This window comes from Marmoricola sp. URHB0036 (genome assembly GCF_000426045.1).
GTDB lineage: Bacteria > Actinomycetota > Actinomycetes > Propionibacteriales > Nocardioidaceae > Marmoricola.
The window spans coordinates 16,905-34,205 of the sequence record NZ_AUEP01000006.1; the positions used below are offsets into that span (position 1 = coordinate 16,905).

The following is a 17,301-nucleotide window of genomic DNA, read 5'->3' on the forward strand; positions in this document are numbered from 1 at the left end:
CCGTACGCTGTCCGCCATGACTGCCGTTGACCAGCCCGCCGACGCGCGCCTGGCCGAGCTCGTCGAGACCTGGCACGGAGCCTGCACCCGGTTCGTGGCCCTGGCCCGCGAGATCCCGCGCAAGGAGTGGGACCTGCCGACCGACCTCGACGGCTGGAGCGTCAAGGACAACGTCGCCCACACCGCCCACCTCGAGGCCGTCCTGGCCGGCACTCCCGAGGAGACGATCGAGGTCGCGGAGGCGCCGCACCTGAAGAGCCTGATGAGCTACTACACCGAGCAGGGCGTGCTCGCGCGCCGCGACCGCGACATGGCCGCGCTCGCCGACGAGATCGAGGAGGCAGTCGCCTCCCGCTACGCCGCCCTGCAGGCCGAGCCGCCCAGTGACCCGAGGGCCGCACCGCCGAAGACGCCCGGTGACGTCCCCTGGGACTTCCAGACCCTGCTGAACAACCGACCACTCGACGTCTGGATGCACGAGCAGGACATCCGTCGCGCCACCGGCCGACCCGGTGGCTACGACTGTGCCGCAGCGGCCCACGTGCTGCGCACCTTCGGTCGCGGCCTGCCCATGGTGGTGGGCAAGCGGGTGGCCCCGCCGCCGGGCACCACCGTCCGGCTCGAGATCCCCGAGGCAGGGCTGGCCTGGAGCGTTCGAGTCGGCGACGACGGCCGCGGGGCCCTGGTGGAGGACGGTGCGAAACCCTCGGCCACGGTGGCACTGCGTCCGGAGGACTACGTCGTCCTCGCCGGAGGTCGCCGTACGGTCGCTGAGACGGAACCCCGCGTGACCGGCGACGAGAAGCTCGCCCACCGCGTGCTCGAGGCACTGGCGGTCACCCCGTGACCGGGCGGGCCGACTGGACCATCGACGACATCCCGGACCTCACCGGCAGGCGCGCCCTGGTCACGGGAGTGACGAGCGGGATCGGCGAGTCCACCGTGCTCGAGCTGGCCCGCCACGGCGCCGAGGTCATCCTCGGAGCGCGCAACCCGGCCAAGCTCGAGGCCACCATCGCCCGGATCGAGAAGGAGGTCCCGGGGGCAGCCCTGCGCCCGCTGGCCATCGACGTCTCCGACCTCTCCTCCGTACGACGAGCCGCCGCCGAGGTCACCGAGCCGCTGCACCTGCTGGTCAACAACGCCGGCGTGATGGCCACGCCGCACCAGCGCACCTCCGACGGACTCGAGCTCCAGATGGCCACCAACTACTTCGGACCGTTCGCACTCACCGGGCTCCTGCTCCCCCGGCTGGCCGACTCCGGCGACGCCCGCGTGGTCGCCGTCAGCTCCCAGGGCAGCAGGATGGCTCGCCGCGCACCGCTCGACGACCCGCGCGACCAGTCGCGCCGTTACGGCAAGTGGCAGGCGTACTTCGCCTCCAAGCTCGCCGACCTCCTGTTCATCTTCGAGCTCGACCGCCGCTGCCGCGAGCAGGGCGTGCCCGTCAAGGGACTCGCCGCCCACCCGGGGTACTCCGCCACGGGCCTCATGGGCACCGGACGCAACACCGGCAACACCCGGGAGAAGATGCGGTTCACCGCGACGATCCTGCAGGCGGTGTTCGCCGCGGTCGGCCAGCCGGCCTCCCTCGGCGCGCTGCCGACCCTGATGGCGGCCACGGCCGACCTGCCCGGCTCGACGTACGTCGGACCCGACGGGCTGCTCCAGTTCAAGGGCCATCCGCAGATCGTCAACGCCCGCCGACTCGCACACGACCGGGAGGCCCAGCGCGAGCTGTGGGAGCTCAGCGAGAAGACCACGGGCGTCACGTTCCTGGACGAGAAGGCCCGCGAGCGGTGAGCGCCCGGTTGCGTCCGATCACCCCCGACGACCACGCCGCCGTGGTGGCGCTCAACGACCGACACGTCGAGCTGACCGCGCCGATGGATGAGGCCCGGCTCGCCGAGCTCGCGGCCGCCGCCGAGCACGCTGACGTCATCGACGTGGACGGGCAGTTCGCCGGCTTCGTGATCACCTTCGCCGCCGGCGCGGCGTACGACGGGGCGCACTTCGCCTGGTTCGGCGAACGCTACGAGGACTACTGCTACCTCGACCGGATCGTGATCCACGAGGAGTTCCAGCGTCGCGGCCTCGGCACCTTCGCCTACGACGAGCTCGAGGGCAGCTGCGACCGACCGGCGTTCGCGCTCGAGGTCAACATCGACCCGCCCAACGAGCCGTCCCTGGCGTTCCACCGGGCGCGCGGCTTCACCGAGGTGGGCCAGAGCGATGCCAGCGGCCACCTGGTCGCGCTGATGGTCAAGCAGCTCTAGCTGATGACCCGCAGCACCACGCGGCCCTTGGGGTAGCGCACGCCGGCGCCGAAGTGCTGGTGGTAGAGCCGGACCAGCTCGGCGAGGTCACGAGGCGCCATCTTGATGCAGCCGTAGGACTTGTAGTCGTTGATCCTCGGGTACTCCCAGCGGCACGGCTGGTCGCCCTTGCGGTCGGTGCACTGGCGGTTGCCGGCGCCCTGCTCGGTGTGGATGAAGAGGTCGTGCCGGACGTGACCGCTCGAGCAGGCCTTGTCGTCGAGCCGGAAGGCCCGACCCTTGATCACGTTGCCGTGGTAGTTGTCGTACTGCCTCATCTGGTAGGTGCCGTTGGGCAGCCAGCCCTTCGAGGTCGCGCACGAGTTGCGGCCCACCTTGCCGGGCAGACCCGACCCGGCCCGCCAGCTCTTCGTCTGCACCAGCTTCCAGGCGCCGGCCTGCCGCTGGTAGAGCCGCCAGATCACCCGCGAGTAGAACTGGTTGTGCGGGTTCTTGTCGAAGGTCACCACTGCCTTCCACGGCGGCGTGGCGGACGAGGCTGGCGCGGCGGGTGCGGCCAGGAGCACGGACCCGAGGAGTAGTAGAACCGCCAACCATCTCTTCACGAGCGAAACCCTAGGGTGCGAACGCACTCCGCGCACAGCGCTTGTCCCAACCGTGGCTTGCCTGACGGGCGGGATGGGGTCAGGTTGGGGGAATGCGGATTCTCGTTCTCGGCGGCACCATGTTCCTGTCCCGTGCAGTGGCGGCCGACGCGGTCGCGCGCGGCCACGACGTCACCTGTGCGGCCCGCGGGGAGTCCGGCACCGTGCCGGACGGTGCCCACTTCGTGCACCTGGACCGCACCGCCCCCGACTGGACGGCGCTCGAGGGCGAGTGGGACGCCGTCGTGGACGTCGCCCGCACCCCGAGCTGGGTGGCCGCGGCACTCGACCACCTGGCCGAAGCCCACTGGACGTTCGTCTCGACGATCAGCGTGTACGCCGACCACTCCACTCCCGGCGGTACCCCCGAGACGCTGCCGCTCCTCCCGCCGATCACCGAAGACGTCGAGCAGGACTCGGCCGAGGCCTACGGATCCAGCAAGGTGGCGTGCGAGCAGGACGTGCAGGCCCGGGCCCGGGAGGCGTTCATCGTGCGACCGGGGCTGATCATCGGGCCCGAAGACCCGAGCGGCCGGTTCAGCTACTGGCCCGAGCGGCTCGCGGAGGGCGGGGAGGTGCTCGCGCCGGAGTCTCCTGACCGGGACACCCAGGCGATCGACGTACGCGACCTGGCGGCGTGGATCGTCACCGGCGCCGAGAACCGGCTGACCGGCGTGTACGACGCGACCGGTCGCGTCCAGCGGCTCGGCGACCTCGTCGACGAGGTGAGCAAGGCCGTCGGCGGGGACGCCACGGTCATCTGGGCCCCGGCCGACTTCCTGCTCGAGCGGGAGGTCACCTACTGGGCCGGTCCGCGGGCACTCCCGCTGTGGCTGCCCGACGACGCCCGCGGGATGACCTCGCACGACGTGAGCGCCGCCTTCGACGCCGGCCTCACCACTCGCCCGGTCGGCGAGACCGCCGCCGACACGCTGGCCTGGCTGCGCGAGAACCCCGACGCTCCCCGCACCGGCCTCAGCAGGGCGGAGGAGCAGGACCTGCTCGACGACTGGTACACGGTCAACGGCTAGGGCCCTCGAGTCACGGCTGCCTCACACTCGCTCGACACTAGAACGTGTTTCAGTTTGAATGACCCCCATGGATCTCTCCGTGGTGCTGTTCACGAGCGACCGGGGCATCACCCCGGCAGACGCGGCGAAGGCTGCCGAGGACGCGGGCTTCCACGCCTTCTACGTGCCCGAGCACTCGCACATCCCGACCAGTCGTGACTCGGCGCACCCGGGGACCGGCGGTGAGATCCCCGACGACCGCTACCTGCGCATCCTCGACCCCTGGGTCTCGCTGGCGACCGCGGCCGCCGTCACGAGCACCATCCGGTTGGGCACCGCGGTGGCACTGCCGATGGAGCACGACCCGATCACGCTGGCCAAGACGCTGGCCACCCTCGACCACCTCTCCGGCGGGCGGGTGACGCTCGGCGTCGGGTTCGGGTGGAACGTCGAGGAGCTCGAGGACCACGGCGTACCGGGCAAGAAGCGTCGCACCGTGCTGCGCGAGTACCTCGAGCTGATGGGCGAGCTCTGGAGCAAGGAGGTGGCGTCGTACGACGGGGAGTTCGCGCACCTCAAGCCGAGCTGGGCCTACCCCAAGCCGGTGCAGCAGCCGCGCATCCCGATCCTGGTCGGGGCCGGCGGCACCCCGAAGAACTTCGACTGGATCTCCGCCAACGCCGACGGCTGGATCACCACCCCGATCGAGACCGACATCGAGGAGCGCGTGGCCGGCCTCACCGAGACATGGTCGGCCAAGGGTCGCGAGGGCAAGCCACGGGTCGTCGTACTCCTCACCAGCCGGCTCGAGCCGGGCCAGCTCGAGCGCTGGCAGGAGCTCGGGGTGGACGAGGTGATGATGGGCCTGCCGGACAAGGGCGCCGAGGAGGTCCGCGCGTTCATCGGCAAGATGGGCGCGCGGCTGACCGCGACGGCATGAGCAGCTACGTCGTCAGCGGCGCCGCCTCGGGCATCGGAGCCGCCCTCACCGCCCGGCTGCGCTCGGACGGGCACACCGTGATCACCGTCGACCTGCACGACGCGGACGTCGTCGGCGACCTGGCCACCACGTCAGGACGTGAGTCGGCCGTCGCCGCCATCGGGCAGCTGACCGACCGGGTCGACGGCGTGGTCCCGTGCGCCGGGGTGGCCGGGCTCACCGACACCGATCCAGGGCTGGTCGTCTCGCTGAACTACTTCGGCGCGCTCGCGCTGGTGACCGGGCTGAGACGGTTGATGGTCGAGGGCTCCTCGGTGGTGCTGGTCAGCTCCAACTCGGTGACCTGCCAGCCGGGGTGGAGCACCGAGGTCGCCGCTGCCTGCCTGGACGACGACGAGGAGAAGGCGCGCCGACTCGCGGCCACCGAGGCCGCCGTACAGATCTACCCGGCGACCAAGGCGGCGCTGGCCTACTGGGCCCGTCGCGAGGGCATCAAGCCCGAGTGGGCCGGCGCCGGGATCCGCGTGAACGCGGTGGCACCCGGACTGATTGCGACCCCGATGACCGATCGGCTGCGCGAGGACCCCGAGCTCGGCGTGTTCGCCGACGCCTACCCCACGGCGCTCAACCGGCCCGGACGCCCCGAAGAGGTGGCGGCGCTGGTCGCGTTCCTGCTCTCCGAGGACGCCAGCCTGCTGGTCGGTTCGGTCGTCTTCGCCGACGGCGGCACCGACGCTTTGCTGCACCCGCACCGCCCGGAGGGCATGTAACCCCCGACCGTTCGCTTCGTTGACCGGGCATGCGCCGAACTCGAGTGATCGTGTCGACATTGGTGGCCGTGGCCGCCCTGCTGCTGCCGACCACGGTGCACGCCGACCCCGCGCCGGCGCCACCGATCCCGCCGCTGCCGACCGACCTGCTCAGCGAGTCGTTCACCGGCACGCCGGCCGTCAAGCAGCCGATCGCGCACCCGACGATCCCGTCGCACCCGTACCTGTCGGCCAACGGCACCAGCTCGATGCACGACGACGCCTACGCCTCGGACGCCTACACGGTCAGCGGCCCGCTCGGCCGCGACCTGCAGGTGCGCTCGGCGAGCTACGGCGTCTCGGAGTGCGCCACCATGGGCTTCGACGCCGGCCACCGGATCGTCGGGCTCTGTGGCGGCGCCCAGGGCTTCACCATGCGGCTGATCGACCCGACCACCCTGGCCCAGATCGCCTCCCTGGACATGCCGGCTCGTGACCTGACCTCGGGAGCGAACCCGCTCAGCGACCTGTGCGGCGGCACCTACTTCTACCTCGACCGGCACCACCACGCCTACGTGCTCACCACCGGCAACCAGCTGTGGGAGGTGACGATCGGGGCGACCGCGCTGTCGCACACGAAGACGTACGCGCCGACGATCCCCGACGGCGACTGCATGATCGCGACCATGCCCGACTGGAAGGGCCGCATCTTCTTCGCCACCAAGGGCGGCCGGGTCGGCACCATCGACCCTGCCACCGGCGCCTCGAAGCTCCGGACGTTCCCCGGCGAGGCGATCTTCAACTCGATGGCGACCGACGAGACCGGTGCTGTCTACATCGTCACCGACCACCGGTTGCTCGCCCTCGCGGCGGACCGGAGTGGCATGCCGCAGGTGCGGTGGGCAGCGCCGTACGACCGGGGCACGCGGCAGAAGCCCGGGCAGCTCTCGCAGGGGTCGGGTACGACGCCCACCCTGATCGGCAAGGACCTGGTCGCGATCACCGACAACGCCGAGCCGCGGATGAACGTCCTCTTCTACAAGCGCGACGGCAACCCGAAGAACCGGCTGATCTGCAAGGCGCCGGTGTTCGGCGCCGGCGCCTCGGCCACCGAGAACAGCCTGGTCGCTGCCGGCCGCTCGGTGATCGTGGAGAACAACTACGGCTACGAGGGACCGCAGTCGACCATCGGCGGAAGGACCACGTCACCAGGCGTCGCCCGCGTGGTCCTGGACGGCACCAGGTGCCGCGTCGCCTGGACCTCGCCGGTGACCGCCCCGACGTCGGTGCCGAAGGTCTCGCTGGGCAACGGACTGGTCTACGTGTACGCCAAGAAGGCGTCGACCCTCCTCGACGACAGCTGGTACTTCACCGCGATCGACGTCCGCACCGGGCGTACCCAGTGGCAGCAGCGCACCGGCAACGGCATCCAGTGGAACAACCACTACGCCTCGATCTACCTCGGTCCCGACGGTGCGGCGTACATGCCCACGATGGCTGGGCTGGTGCGGTTCGCGGACGGTTGAGCGGACTGCAGTTTCACAACACGTGTCGTGAAACCTAGAACCACGTCTGGAACAGGTGGATGAACCAGTCCGCCGCACCCAGGATCACCAGGAAGCGGATGTAGCGGCCGACCAGGCAGGTGGTCACGAACAGCCAGATGTTCACCTTGAGCTGGCCGGCCAGCACGGCGATGACGTAGAGCGGGGGGAAGCCGAGGGAGGCGGAGGCGAACAGCAAGAGGGCGGTCTGGTTGGGGTGCTCGTGGATCCGCCTGGACCAGCGGGCGTAGGACTCGGCCCACTTCGGCGTCGCCATCTTCTTCCGGATCCACGGCAGCCGCATCGCCCAGTCCGCCGCGTAGTAGAGGCCCACCTTGCCGGTGGTCTGGCCGATGGCGGCCGCCGCCGCGACGTACCAGACACCGACGTCCTGGATGGCCGCAGCCACCGCGGCCAGGTAGGCCTCGATGTTGATGAACGGGATCATGGCGGAGCCGAACGCGACGACTAACGTCGTCAGGATCAGCTTCACGGGCGAACCGGAGCGCCCTCGGCCAGCGATGCTGAGCCGAGGTCCATCCCGAACCGTTCCTCGGCCTCGACGAGGTGCGGCAGCGGGGCGCCGGAGAGCGGCATCCCCAGCTTCATCAGGTGCGACAGCGAGATGATCTTGTGCGTCAGCAGCACGAGCGCGATCGCCAGCCCGACCCACATCCAGCCGGTGACCAGCAGCAGGATCGCGAACAGGCCCGAGTTCACGGCCTTGCCGGGGTGGGACCAGTTCAGCAGCCAGAGCCGGCGGTCGATGACGTAGAAGTAGTTGGGGCTGGTGATCGGCCACGCCAGGAAGCAGATCGACAGGAAGCCGTCGATGACCATGAACTCGGCGAGGTAGACGAAGATCGCCGGCGAGAGGCTGGGGTCGAGCCAGGCCAGCCCGATGTAGAACGCCGCCGCGCACAGCCGGTCGCTGAGGATGTCGAGGACGGCGCCGGTGCGGGTTTCGCAGTCGAACATCCGGGCGATCTGGCCGTCGAGGGAGTCACCGACCCAGTGCACCAGCAGCGCGACGACCAGCAGGGTCTTGCTCCCCTGGCTGGCGGCGTACGCCGAGAGCGTGATCGAGGCCGCCGTGCGGATGAAGGTGACGATGGTCGCGGGCGTGCCGATGCGTTCGCGCGCAGGGTCCGCCAGGACCCGACCGGGTTTCACCATGTCTGCAGGCTATCGGCGCCAGCCCGGGACCCGCGTCAGGCATCCCCCTGACGCACCCCCAGTCCCGACCCTTGGTCAGAAGAGCAGCGCCGCAGCGGGGTCTTCCATGATCGCGGCGACGTCGGAGAGGAACCGGGAGCCCTTCTCGCCGTCGACGTGCCGGTGGTCGAAGGAGAGCGCGAGCTGGGTGACCTGGCGTACGACGATCTCCTCCCCAGAGTCGGTGGAGACCACCCACGGCTGCTTCTTCACCGCGCCGAAGCACAGGATGGCCGACTCACCGGGGTTGATGATCGGCGTGCCGGCATCGACGCCGAAGACCCCGACGTTGGTGATCGTGAAGCTGCCACCGCTCATCTCGGCCGGCTGGGTCTTCCCCTCGCGGGCGGTCGCGGCGAGCTGGTTGAGCGCGCCGGCGAGCTCGAGCAGGGAGAGACGCTCGGCGTCCTTGATGTTGGGTACGACGAGCCCACGGGGCGTGGCCGCGGCGATGCCGAGGTTGACGTAGCTCTTGAAGACGATCTCCTGGGCCGGCTCGTCCCAGAACGAGTTGATCTCCGGCGTACGCCGCATCGCGAGCATGCACGCCCGGGCCAGCACCAGCAACGGCGAGACCTTGACGTCGCGGAACTCACGCCGGCTCTTCAGCCGCTCGACGAACTCCATCGTGCGGGTGACGTCGATCGTGACCCACTCGGTGACGTGCGGCGCGGAGAAGGCCGAGTCGACCATCGCCTGCCCCATCATCTTGCGGACACCCTTGATCGGCTCGCGGCGTTCGCGCTCGGCAGCGTCATACGAAGTGGTCGCCACAGCAGCCGATTCGTATGACGTCCTGGTGGAACCGACCGCCGCCTGCACGTCTTCACGGCTGATGGAGCCGTTGGGACCGGTGGCGGTGACGGTCGAGAGGTCGACGCCGAGGTCCTTGGCCAGCTTGCGCACCGGTGGCTTGGCGAGCGCCCGGGCGTCACCGACGGGAGCCGGCTCGTCGGTCACGGTGTGGGCGGGGACGGCGGGCTCGTCGGACTCGACCACGGCCTGAGACTGTGCACCGCCGGGCGCGAAGGCACCCTGGAGCTGCATCTGGGTGGCCGCGGCTGCTTCGGTGGTCGGTGACGCTAATCCCTTGCGGGGACGGCGGATCGGCCCGCGGTCGGCCTTGTTGCGGCCGACCAGGCTCTCGCCCTCACCGCCGCCGGAGGCGGCCGGGTTGGACAGGTCGATCTCGCCGATGTCGGCCGGGGCAGGGGCGCCCGCGGGCTTCTCGGACGGGTCGCCGATCGAGATGATCGCGGTGCCGACCGGGACGGTCTCGCCCTCGGGCACCAGCAGGGCCGTCACCACGCCGGCGTACGGCGAGGGCAGCTCCACCAGCGACTTCGCGGTCTCGATCTCGACCACGATGTCGTTGATCTGGACGGTGTCGCCCTCCTTGACCCGCCAGGCCACGATCTCGGCCTCGGTCAGGCCCTCTCCGACGTCGGGGAGCAGGTAGTCAGCCACGCGCTTCTCCTCAGAACTCGAGCGATCGGTCGACGGCATCGAGCAGCCGGTCGAGGTCGGGCAGGTAGTCCTCCTCGATCCGGGAGGCGGGGTACGGCGTGTCGAACCCGCCGACCCGGAGCACCGGCGACTCCAGCGAGTAGAAGCACTGCTCCTGGATGCGCGCGGTCACCTCGGACCCGATGCCGAGGTTGACGTGGGCCTCGTGGGTGATGATCGCGCGGCCGGTGCGGCGTACGGACTCGAAGACCGGACCCATGTCGAGCGGGCTCAGCGTGCGCAGGTCGATCACCTCGAGCGAGGTGCCCTCGGTCGCCGCCGCCTCGGCCGCCTTCATCGCGGTCTTCACGGTCGGGCCGTAGGCGAGCACGGTCGCATCGGTGCCGCGCCGGACCACGCGGCTGGTGAACAGCGGCTCGGGCGTCTCGGCCTCGTCGAGGTCGGCCTTGTCGGCGTGGTACTGGCGCTTCGGCTCGAGGAAGATCACCGGGTCGTCGGAGGCGATCGCCTGCTGGATCATCCAGTAGCCGTCGATCGGGTTCGAGCAGGCCACCACCTTCAACCCCGGGGTGTGCGCGAACTGCGCCTCGGGGCTCTCGGAGTGGTGCTCGACCGCGCCGATGCCGCCACCGAACGGGATCCGGATGACCATCGGCATCGGGGAGCGACCCTTGGAGCGGTAGTGCATCTTCGCGACCTGGCACACGATCTGGTCGTACGCCGGGTAGACGAACCCGTCGAACTGGATCTCGACCACGGGCCGGTAGCCACGCAGCGCGAGCCCGACCGCGGTGCCGACGATGCCGGACTCGGCGAGCGGCGAGTCGATGACCCGGTCCTCACCGAAGTCCTTCTGCAGGCCGTCGGTGATGCGGAAGACGCCGCCGAGCTTGCCGACGTCCTCGCCCATGATGAGGACCTTGGGGTCGTCCTCCATCGCCTTGCGCAGGCCCATGTTGAGGCCCTTGGCCAAGGTGATCTTCTGCGTGGTCGTGCCGGTGCTCATCGCTGGGCCCCCTCGAAGGTCTCGAGGTACGCCGCATAACCCTCGCGCTGCACCCGCAGCTCCTCGGTCTCCTCGGCGTAGACGTGCGCGAACATGTCCAGCGGCTGGGGGTCGGGCAGCGCCTTGACGCCCTCGCGCAGGTGGTGGCCGAGCTCGTCGGCCTCCTGCTTGAGCGCGTCGATGAAGCCGTCGTCGACGAGGCCGTTGCGGCGCAGGTAGACCTCCAGCCGCGCGATCGGGTCCTTCAGCTTCCAGTGCTCGACGTCGTCGGAGAGCCGGTAGCGGGTCGGGTCGTCGGTCGTGGTGTGTGCGCCCATCCGGTAGGTGTAGGCCTCCACCAGGGTGGGACCACTGCCCTCACGGGCCCGGTTGAGCGCCGCCTGCGTCACGGCGTACGTCGCGAGCACGTCGTTGCCGTCGACCCGGACTCCCGGGAAGCCGAAGCCGAGCGCGCGCTGGTAGAGCGGGATGCGGGTCTGGCGCTCGATCGGCTCGGAGATGGCCCACTGGTTGTTCTGGCAGAAGAACACGACCGGGGCGTTGTAGGAGGCCGCGAAGATGAACGCCTCGTTGACGTCGCCCTGGCTGCTGGCGCCGTCGCCGAAGTGGGCGATCACCGCGGCGTCACGCTCGGTGTCACCGGTGCCGACGGCACCGTCGCGCTGGATGCCCATCGCGTAGCCCGTCGCGTGCAGGGCCTGGGCCCCGATGACGATCGTGTAGAGCCCGAAGTTGAAGTCCTTGGGGTCCCAGGCGCCGTGGTCGACGCCCCGGAACAGCCCGAGGAGGTTGAGCGGGTCGACCCCGCGGCAGTAGGCGACGCCGTGCTCGCGGTAGGTCGGGAAGACGTAGTCCTGGGTGCGCAGGGCGCGGCCGGCGCCGATCTGTGCGGCCTCCTGGCCGAGGAGCTGGGCCCAGATGCCGAGCTCGCCGTGGCGCTGCAACGCGGTGGCCTCGGTGTCGATCCTCCGGGTGAGGACCATGTCGCGGTAGAAACCGCGCAGCTGCTCCGCACTGAAGTCGAGGTCGAACTCGGGGTGGTGGACGCGCTCGCCCTCCGGCGTCAGCAGCTGGATCAGCTCGGGGCCGCCGTCGGCTTGCGAGGGGCCGAAGACCTCGACGAGGTCAGGACCGAAATCGGGCATTCAACACTCCCTGTGTCCGGGCGAATGCGGGGTCTCCGCGTCGCGTGGCATGCAGTGGGCCTCCAGGTCGCAGGGGTGGCGCGATCGGGAGACTCGATGGTCGAAACACCTTGTGACGGAGGCCACAGGTCTCAGGCAAAAGGTAGCGGACGAGGACCACCTGCGCCCAATCGAGCGCGGTGTCCGCGCCCGCCGGGCTCACCAGGAGAACAGGGTGACCAGGCGCTCGACCAGGGCGCGCTCCGCCGCCCGGCCGGCGAGGTGGTGGGAGTCGAAGGAGCCCGTGCGGTGCAGCACCTGACCGGCCAGCACGACCTCGCCGTGCCACATCGGTGGGGTGGCCTCGTCGCAGACCGTGAAGAACGAGAACGACAACCGCTCGTGGTTGGAGTCCCACGGGATCCGTAGGCCCGCACGCACCTGGTAGCCGTCGATGAAGGCGGTGCTGCGAGGGCTGGTCGTCGAGGCCATCATGGGTCGACACTAGGGCCGAGCACCGACAGTTTCTGCCGGCGCTCGGCCCTCCCCCGACCGGGTGCTCAGAGGGCGGCGCGGTCCACGCGGTCGTGGTAGCGGCGCCCGACGATTCCCCCCGCGATCGCAGCGAACAAGGTGCCCAGCAGCACGAGGATGCCGGTCACGATGCCGCCCAGGGTCACGTCGTCGGTCGGGATCGGGATGCGGGGTACGTCGACGCGGTCCAGCAGGTTGTACTGGTCGCCGGCGATCCAGCCGAGCACAGCGGCAGCCACCGTCACGAGCAGCCCGACGAACCACACGGCCACCCCCTGACGGCCGCCGTCGAAGCGCGACATCCGTCCGGCGACGTACCCGCCTGCGTAGTACGCCACGAGGAGGACGGCCAGCAGTACCAGGGCGATCACGAGGGTCACCGACCCTGCGGCGCGCTGTACGTCGGACTGGGTGACGTTCCCGCTGTAGTCGAGAGCGGTGGCGATGACCGCCAGGACTCCCGTGAGCAGCGCGGTCATGCCGACCGCCACCAGCCAGCCGAAGCACGCGGCGCCCAGGTTGGCCCCGCCGAACTTCGCGCGAGCGCGGTCCTCGCGGTAGACGGTGGTGGTCTCAGTCGTTTCCGGTTCCATGGTTCCTCCCTCGGTTCATGGCCACCAGATCTCGTACCCCGCGTCGGAGCCCGTTATTCGCGAACCAAACGGAACTCCTCAGTCCGTATCCCTGTCGCCGCCTGCGACCTGCTGGGGCGGGTGGGACTGGTTGTGCCAGCATGCGACGCATGTGGGAGGAGCGACGGATCCGGCCGCGGACGCCGGAGTGGCGAACTCTCTACGAGCGCATCCAGATCGCGATGGCGCTGACCTCGCGACTGAACGTGCTGCCGTTCGGCGACCACGACGCCCGCAACGCGCTGCTCACCGAGCTGTTCGGCAAGCCGCTCCCGGACCGGGCGATCGTGCACCCGCCGTTCTACTGCACCTACGGCCTCGGCACCGAGCTCGGCGAGCGGACGTCGGTCGGCCAGGCCTGCTCGTTCCTCGATCTCGGCGGCATCACCATCGGCGCCCGGACGATGATCTCGCCGAAGGTCACGCTCGTGACCGAGGGGCACCCGGTCGAGCTCGCCGAGCGCTACGACTTCCTCACCGTGGCGCCCATCGTCATCGAGGAGGACGTGTGGGTCGGTGCGGCGGCCACCGTCCTGCCCGGGGTCACGATCGGCCGGGGCTCGGTCATCGGGGCCGGCACGGTGGTGGCCAAGGACGTCCCGCCGATGACCGTCGTGACGGGTGCCGGTCACGTCGTACGCAAGCAGCTGGAGTGGGGCGACTCAGAGCCCTGAGGTCGAGCGACCGGGGATGACGACCGTCCCGCAGGAGTCACAGCGCAGCGCCTCGACGCTGTGGTTGAAGAAGCCACGGGTGAGCGCGATCCCGGTGAGGTCGCCGGCCAACCCACGGGCCCTCTTGAACTTGACCCCGGGAGAGCGTCCGACCACCACCCCGGCGCTCATCTCGCCCTGGCACTGCGGACACGGCATCGGCTGCGCTTGCATGGGGCGATCTTGGCAGAGCCGCAACCTGGGAGCGCGCCGACCGGGCACCTCCGGACGGTTAGCCCGGCGGCCGTCCGGAAGTCCGTAGGTGCGCCTCGAGGATGCCAGCCGTCCTCCAGTCACCGGCCAGGTCGAGGACGGCCAGTGCGGACGTCGGCATCGGGACCGGCTGGCCGCTGAGCGCCGTCGCCAGGTCCTCGAAACCGGGGTTGTGCCCGACCATGACCACGGTGCCGACCTCGTCAGGGAGGTCACGCACGACGTCGAGCAGCTCGCCGACCGACGCGGCGTACACGCCGTCCTCGGTGCGCACCGGCGGCGGGTCGGCCAGCTCGGCCGACGCGAGCTGCCAGGTCTGCTGGGCCCTCGTCGCGCTCGACACGAGGGCGAGGTCGAGACGACCTCCGCAATCGGCCAGCCAGCGTCCGGCCTCGGGTGCTTGGCGTCGACCTCGCGGCGCGAGCGGTCGGAGTCGGTCCGGCTCGTCGCCGGACCAGTCCGACTTCGCGTGCCGCAGCAGGATCAGCGTGTGACGCGTGGTCAGTCGTCCTTCGAGTCGTCGGGCCGGTGGATGCGTTCACCGGTGGCCGGGTCGATGGCCTCCTGGCCGGGCGGCAGGTTCGACAGGTCGGGAGCGATCACGGTCTGCTCACGACTGTCCGGGAGGCGTACGCCGACCGGGTGATCGCCACCGCCGACCAGGACGAGGTCGCCGGAGTCGCGCTTGGGCAGGGTCTCGCCACGGAAGTACGCCGGCGCCATTGCCTGGTAGACGAACATCAGCACGAGGCCGAGGAGGAGCGACCCGACCCCGATCAGGAACACCCCGCCGATGCTGCCGATGCTGGTGTAGCCGTAGTCGGGATCGGCGTAGGTGTAGCAGGCCTTGAAGAAGAAGCCCACGAGCAGGATCCCGCCGAGGATCGGGAGCAGCCCCTGCATCAGTATGTCGCGCGGCTTGGCCCACATGGTCTTGCGGTAGAACCAGACGCAGGCGAAGCCGGTGAGCCCGTAGTAGAAGGCGATCATCAGGCCGACCGCCGCGATCGTGTCGGCGAGGATGTCGTTGCTGATCAGGGTGAGACCGACGTAGAAGATGATCGAGACCCCGCCCATCCAGAGCGTCGAGTCCGAGGGCGTGAGGTACTTCGGGTGGATCCGCGCGAACCGCTTGGGGATCGCCCCGAACGCCGCCATCGACAGGCTGGTCCGGGCGGTCGGCAGGATCGTGGTCTGGGTCGACGCGGACGCCGAGGTGAGCACGCAGATCGCGAGCAGGTGGACCATGATCCAGCCGATAGCACCGCCGCCGAAGACCTGGTGCCCCATGGCCGCGAACACGTCGTCGGCGTTGTTGACGTTGCCCAGGCCGATGCCGTGCTCGCTGATGCCGGCGAAGGCGATCGTGGCCACCGACACGAGGGCGTAGATCAGGAGCAGCAGCACGGTCGAGATCACGGCCGCACGGCCGGGCGTCCTGGCCGGGTCGTCGGACTCCTCGTTGGTGGCGACGGCGGTGTCCCAGCCCCAGTAGATGAAGACGGCGATCAGGGTCGCGGTCACGATCGCCGTACCGCTCATCCCTGCGGGGGAGAGCCAGCTCAGCGAGGGCTTGATCCCGCCGGGCGCGTCGCCGGAGTAGACCTTGACCAGGGCGAACAGCGCGAACGCCACCAGGGTGACGATCTCGACCCCGAGCAGGGCGTACTGCAACCGCACGGAGACCTCGATCCCGCGGTAGCAGATGTAGGTCATGACGATGATCCAGATGATCCCGGCGACGGTGCTCCAGAAGACGCTCGCCGCCAGGGTGTCGAAGCCGAACAGCGCAAACGTGTAGGACCCCGCGATCTGCGAGAGGTTCGCCATCACGATGACGTCAGCGGCGATGATCCCCCAGCCGCCGAGCCAGCCGGTGCGGGTGCCGAACGCGCGCGCCGCCCAGGTGAAGGTGGTGCCGCAGTCGGGCTCGGCCTTGTTGAGCTCGGAGTAGGCGACCGCGATGAAGTACATCGGGATGAAGGCCAGCACCATGATCAACGGCGCCTTGACCCCGACGATGCCGTCGCCGTTCTGGACGATGACGACGTAGCCGAGGCTGGCGGCGAGGCTGTACGCCGGCGCGGTCGATGCGATACCGACCACGACGCTGCCGACCAGCCCGATGGCCCCTGCACGCAGGCCCTTGCTCTCCCGTTCCTCCTGCTGGGTGGCCGTCATGACGTTGCTCCGTTCCCCGGCCCGAGAGATCTGCGACCAGACTAGGGCGCAGGGATCGGGGATACGAGCAACGCGCGTCAGCTACTGTTGCGCGACTCAGTAGCGGGTGCCGTCACGAAGCGCTGCAGCAGCACGACCAGGCGCTTCATGCGAGCCTTCGACAGGCCACCGAACATGGTGCCGATCAGGTCGCCGGCCAGGCGGCCGGCCGCGGCCAGGACGTCGGGGACCTCCGGCATCAGGTGCAGCACCTGGGTCCGTCGGTCGGCGGGGAGCCGGCGACGCTCGAGCAGTCCGCGCTTCTCGAGGTCGTCCACGATCTGCACCATGCTGGCGCCGCTGACCCCGAGGTGGCGGGCCAGCTCCGCCTGGGAGACCGGACCCGTCGCCTGCAGCGCGGTCAGGGCGCCGAAGTCCCGGGGTTCGATCCGAAGCGGCTCCAGGGCAGCCATGTACTCGCGGTGCATCCGGGTGTGGATGCGGGTGATCAGGAAGCCGATGCTCTCGCGGAGGGGCTCGGGAACGTCGGGCGCCAGGTCGGTCTCGGCCACGCGCAACAGCAGGGTGCGCAGCTCCTCACGCTCCTCCAGCGTGAAGCTGCCGGTGATCGAGTCCTCCAGGTCCTCCGCGTGCCGACGCCAGCGCCGGGCGGCGGCCGCCCCCTCCGGCGTCCGCGTCAAGGCGTAGGAGCGCCGGTCCTCCGGGTTGCGGACCCGCGCAACCAGGCCCTGGGCCGAGAGGTCGGCGGCCACGCGCACCATGGTCGTGCGGCTGACGCTGATCGTCTGTGACAGCGACTGCTGCGAGCGGGTGGCTCCGCCGGACAGGGCCAGCAGGACGGCGTACGCGTGGATGTCCACACCGGCGGGAAGTACCTCGCCGAGGGCCACCGCGACGCGGGCGTGGGCACGCCAGAACAGGTGGCCGGGCAGGGCGGCGAGCGCCGGCAGCAGCTCCCTGCTGTCACTGGCTTCACCCACTGTTCGCCCCTCCCTAATCGTTAGCCACTTGACGATAGCGCCTGTCCGCGTATCGTACAGAAGGTAATCGTTA

The 17,301-nt window shown here is 70.0% G+C and carries 20 protein-coding genes; 8 read left to right on the forward strand and 12 right to left on the reverse strand.

Translation table 11 applies throughout. The features are described 5' to 3' along the window. Positions 1 to 16 precede the first annotated feature (16 nt). From H976_RS0106940 to H976_RS0106950, 3 genes are read left to right on the forward strand one after another with little or no spacing between them, the layout of a single operon-like run. Positions 17 to 847, forward strand: coding sequence for a maleylpyruvate isomerase family mycothiol-dependent enzyme (locus H976_RS0106940; RefSeq protein WP_027860948.1), 831 nt, complete (start codon positions 17 to 19; stop codon positions 845 to 847). Continuing rightward, positions 844 to 1,803: an oxidoreductase gene (locus H976_RS0106945; protein ID WP_027860949.1), complete on the forward strand. Its 960-nt coding sequence runs from the start codon at positions 844 to 846 to the stop codon at positions 1,801 to 1,803. The genes H976_RS0106940 and H976_RS0106945 overlap by 4 nt, the downstream gene beginning before the upstream one ends. After that, complete coding sequence (locus H976_RS0106950) at positions 1,800 to 2,276, forward strand: GNAT family N-acetyltransferase (RefSeq protein WP_051276373.1); 477 nt, start codon at positions 1,800 to 1,802, stop codon at positions 2,274 to 2,276. Before H976_RS0106945 ends, H976_RS0106950 begins: the two co-directional genes overlap by 4 nt. Here the strand turns inward: H976_RS0106950 and H976_RS0106955 are convergent. Beyond that, positions 2,273 to 2,881 carry a hypothetical protein gene (locus H976_RS0106955; RefSeq protein WP_155918034.1) on the reverse strand — a complete coding sequence of 203 codons (609 nt, stop codon included), beginning with the start codon at positions 2,879 to 2,881 and terminating at the stop codon, positions 2,273 to 2,275. The two genes, H976_RS0106950 and H976_RS0106955, sit on opposite strands and share 4 nt — an antisense overlap. 92 nt (positions 2,882 to 2,973) lie before the next feature. Between H976_RS0106955 and H976_RS0106960 the strand changes: the two genes are divergently transcribed. The 4 genes from H976_RS0106960 (at position 2,974) to H976_RS0106975 (ending at position 7,145) form a co-directional block, all read left to right on the forward strand. Continuing rightward, complete coding sequence (locus tag H976_RS0106960; RefSeq protein ID WP_027860952.1) at positions 2,974 to 3,951, forward strand: NAD-dependent epimerase/dehydratase family protein; 978 nt, start codon at positions 2,974 to 2,976, stop codon at positions 3,949 to 3,951. A 67-nt stretch (positions 3,952 to 4,018) separates the two neighbouring features. After that, complete coding sequence (locus tag H976_RS0106965; RefSeq protein ID WP_027860953.1) at positions 4,019 to 4,870, forward strand: LLM class F420-dependent oxidoreductase; 852 nt, start codon at positions 4,019 to 4,021, stop codon at positions 4,868 to 4,870. After that, entirely contained in the window at positions 4,867 to 5,640 is a 774-nt protein-coding gene (locus H976_RS0106970) for an SDR family oxidoreductase (RefSeq protein WP_027860954.1), read from the forward strand. Before H976_RS0106965 ends, H976_RS0106970 begins: the two co-directional genes overlap by 4 nt. 68 nt (positions 5,641 to 5,708) lie before the next feature. After that, on the forward strand, positions 5,709 to 7,145 hold the full coding sequence (locus H976_RS0106975; protein WP_231388818.1) for a hypothetical protein: 1,437 nt from the start codon (positions 5,709 to 5,711) through the stop codon (positions 7,143 to 7,145). Between the two features lie 34 nt (positions 7,146 to 7,179). On the opposite strand, the gene H976_RS0106980 is transcribed toward H976_RS0106975, so the two are convergent. The 7 genes from H976_RS0106980 to H976_RS25005 all read right to left on the reverse strand — a co-directional run bounded on the left by H976_RS0106980 (position 7,180) and on the right by H976_RS25005 (position 13,102). Then, positions 7,180 to 7,656, reverse strand: a complete 477-nt coding sequence (locus tag H976_RS0106980) for a VTT domain-containing protein (RefSeq protein ID WP_051276375.1) — start codon at positions 7,654 to 7,656, stop codon at positions 7,180 to 7,182. Further along, complete coding sequence (locus tag H976_RS25000; RefSeq protein ID WP_155918036.1) at positions 7,653 to 8,339, reverse strand: CDP-alcohol phosphatidyltransferase family protein; 687 nt, start codon at positions 8,337 to 8,339, stop codon at positions 7,653 to 7,655. The genes H976_RS0106980 and H976_RS25000 overlap by 4 nt, the downstream gene beginning before the upstream one ends. 75 nt (positions 8,340 to 8,414) lie before the next feature. Then, positions 8,415 to 9,845, reverse strand: a complete 1,431-nt coding sequence (locus H976_RS0106990; RefSeq protein ID WP_027860957.1) for a dihydrolipoamide acetyltransferase family protein — start codon at positions 9,843 to 9,845, stop codon at positions 8,415 to 8,417. A 10-nt stretch (positions 9,846 to 9,855) separates the two neighbouring features. Continuing rightward, positions 9,856 to 10,851 (reverse strand): alpha-ketoacid dehydrogenase subunit beta, encoded by a 996-nt coding sequence (locus tag H976_RS0106995; RefSeq protein WP_027860958.1) that lies wholly within the window; start codon positions 10,849 to 10,851, stop codon positions 9,856 to 9,858. Continuing rightward, entirely contained in the window at positions 10,848 to 11,996 is a 1,149-nt protein-coding gene (pdhA, locus tag H976_RS0107000; RefSeq protein ID WP_036225174.1) for a pyruvate dehydrogenase (acetyl-transferring) E1 component subunit alpha, read from the reverse strand. The genes H976_RS0106995 and pdhA overlap by 4 nt, the downstream gene beginning before the upstream one ends. Before the next feature lie 198 nt (positions 11,997 to 12,194). Continuing rightward, positions 12,195 to 12,470, reverse strand: coding sequence for a hypothetical protein (locus H976_RS0107005; RefSeq protein WP_155918038.1), 276 nt, complete (start codon positions 12,468 to 12,470; stop codon positions 12,195 to 12,197). A 65-nt stretch (positions 12,471 to 12,535) separates the two neighbouring features. Next, entirely contained in the window at positions 12,536 to 13,102 is a 567-nt protein-coding gene (locus H976_RS25005) for a hypothetical protein (protein ID WP_051276379.1), read from the reverse strand. 149 nt (positions 13,103 to 13,251) lie between these two features. On the opposite strand from H976_RS25005, the gene H976_RS0107015 reads away from it, so the two are divergent. Then, positions 13,252 to 13,815 carry a sugar O-acetyltransferase gene (locus H976_RS0107015; RefSeq protein WP_027860961.1) on the forward strand — a complete coding sequence of 188 codons (564 nt, stop codon included), beginning with the start codon at positions 13,252 to 13,254 and terminating at the stop codon, positions 13,813 to 13,815. Here H976_RS0107015 and H976_RS0107020 read toward each other — a convergent pair. The 4 genes from H976_RS0107020 to H976_RS28595 all read right to left on the reverse strand — a co-directional run bounded on the left by H976_RS0107020 (position 13,804) and on the right by H976_RS28595 (position 17,228). After that, the gene (locus tag H976_RS0107020) at positions 13,804 to 14,028 is read right to left on the reverse strand and encodes a PF20097 family protein (RefSeq protein WP_027860962.1); all 225 of its coding nucleotides are present in this window, start codon (positions 14,026 to 14,028) and stop codon (positions 13,804 to 13,806) included. The two genes, H976_RS0107015 and H976_RS0107020, sit on opposite strands and share 12 nt — an antisense overlap. Positions 14,029 to 14,086: 58 nt before the next feature. After that, on the reverse strand, positions 14,087 to 14,572 hold the full coding sequence (locus tag H976_RS28590; RefSeq protein WP_081682729.1) for a histidine phosphatase family protein: 486 nt from the start codon (positions 14,570 to 14,572) through the stop codon (positions 14,087 to 14,089). Next, the gene (locus H976_RS0107030) at positions 14,569 to 16,248 is read right to left on the reverse strand and encodes an APC family permease (RefSeq protein ID WP_027860963.1); all 1,680 of its coding nucleotides are present in this window, start codon (positions 16,246 to 16,248) and stop codon (positions 14,569 to 14,571) included. Before H976_RS0107030 ends, H976_RS28590 begins: the two co-directional genes overlap by 4 nt. A gap of 77 nt (positions 16,249 to 16,325) precedes the next feature. Beyond that, positions 16,326 to 17,228, reverse strand: coding sequence for a MarR family winged helix-turn-helix transcriptional regulator (locus H976_RS28595; RefSeq protein ID WP_051276383.1), 903 nt, complete (start codon positions 17,226 to 17,228; stop codon positions 16,326 to 16,328). Positions 17,229 to 17,301 lie beyond the last annotated feature (73 nt).